Here is a 1,293-nt window from a genome sequence, read left to right as displayed (position 1 = left end):
ATTTTGGTTTTGATACCTGAGTGACAGCCTTGATAACTGAGAGCATGATCACCAATAAATTGACGTCTGCATATTTTACATTGGTAATTTTGCTTACCATCTACTCTTGTGCCATTTTTCTTTATACGGTCTATGTAGGGCGGGTTGATGAATATGAAATTGATTTTGTTGCTGTCGATACTTTACAGAATTTAACTTATTATCAGGTGGCATTAGAAACGCTCAATGAGGAGACACTCAGCCGAGAGTTACGTCCATTACAGAAAATTTCTGATTCGTATCCCAAGTATTTGCTTACCTTAGACACGATAGGGACTGAAGCGAATTATAATGGTATTGTAAAAATGAGTGCTCTCGATTGGTTGCTATCTGAAAATAAGTAAAGTGGAGTCTACTTAGGTTAGTTAAAACACACTCTGTTTCGGCCATTATTTTTAGCTTGGTATAAACGTTGATCTGCGGTTTCTAAAGCACTCATTAACTGGGACTCTGTATCTATTTTGGCGGCCCCAAAACTTGCAGTCACTCGAATCTGATGAACAAAAAGGTGCCCTTCAATCTTTTTACGTAAGCGTTCCAGCAAAACAAAAGAAGATTCTTGATCTGCACTTTGCAATGGCTTTGTTGCACAAACCTATCTGTAAAGGCTTTTTCAGCGATATAATTTTCAAATGAAGAAGCCTACACACAAAATCTACCGCACAACCAATTGGCCCGCATATAACCGAGCACTCATGAGTCGCGGAAATATTGCCATTTGGTTTGATCCTGCTACGCAATGGTATGCTCCATCAAAAGGCAAACAAGGGCGAAATCAAACCTACTCCGACGCAGCTATCCAATGCTGCTTAATGATTAAATCCTTATTCCGTCTATCTTTACGTATGGTCACTGGCTTTGTGCAAAGTCTGATTAAACTTTGCGGATTAAATTGGACCGCACCAGATTACAGTACGCTTTGTAGAAGACAAAAGCATATTGATATTGCAATCAGCTACCAAAAAAGTAGCGATGGGCTGCATCTACTCGTAGACTCTACAGGCATGAAGTTTCTAGGTGAGGGCGAATGGAAACGCAAGAAACATGGAGCTGAATATCGTCGCCAATGGCGTAAACTACATATTGGTATAGATGCCAAAACCCTACAAATACGCGCTATTCAGCTCACAACCAATAATGTCAGTGATTCACAGGTGCTTGGTGATTTACTTAATCAGATTCCACAAGATGAGCAGATTGACTCTGTTTATACCGATGGAGCTTATGACACCAAGCAATGCCGTCAGGTCATTG

General features: G+C 40.2%; 2 protein-coding genes and 1 pseudogene. 2 read left to right on the top strand and 1 reads right to left on the bottom strand.

The features are described from left to right. Positions 1-122: 122 nt before the first annotated feature. Positions 123-383: pseudogene (locus tag FTV48_RS14790) on the top strand (ATPase); the annotation flags it as partial. A gap of 17 nt (positions 384-400) precedes the next feature. Here the strand turns inward: FTV48_RS14790 and FTV48_RS14785 are convergent. Next, complete coding sequence (locus FTV48_RS14785; protein ID WP_180000778.1) at positions 401-616, bottom strand: diguanylate cyclase domain-containing protein; 216 nt, start codon at positions 614-616, stop codon at positions 401-403. A gap of 55 nt (positions 617-671) precedes the next feature. Between FTV48_RS14785 and FTV48_RS14780 the strand changes: the two genes are divergently transcribed. Then, on the top strand, positions 672-1,293 hold a 622-nt coding region (locus FTV48_RS14780), incomplete at its 3' end, for an IS5-like element IS17 family transposase (protein WP_180000777.1).

It is taken from the genome of Acinetobacter sp. YH18001, from assembly GCF_013416975.1.
GTDB lineage: Bacteria > Pseudomonadota > Gammaproteobacteria > Pseudomonadales > Moraxellaceae > Acinetobacter > Acinetobacter pseudolwoffii.
Note: the sequence above shows the minus strand (reverse complement) of the source record. Positions and strands in the feature narration are given on the sequence as shown.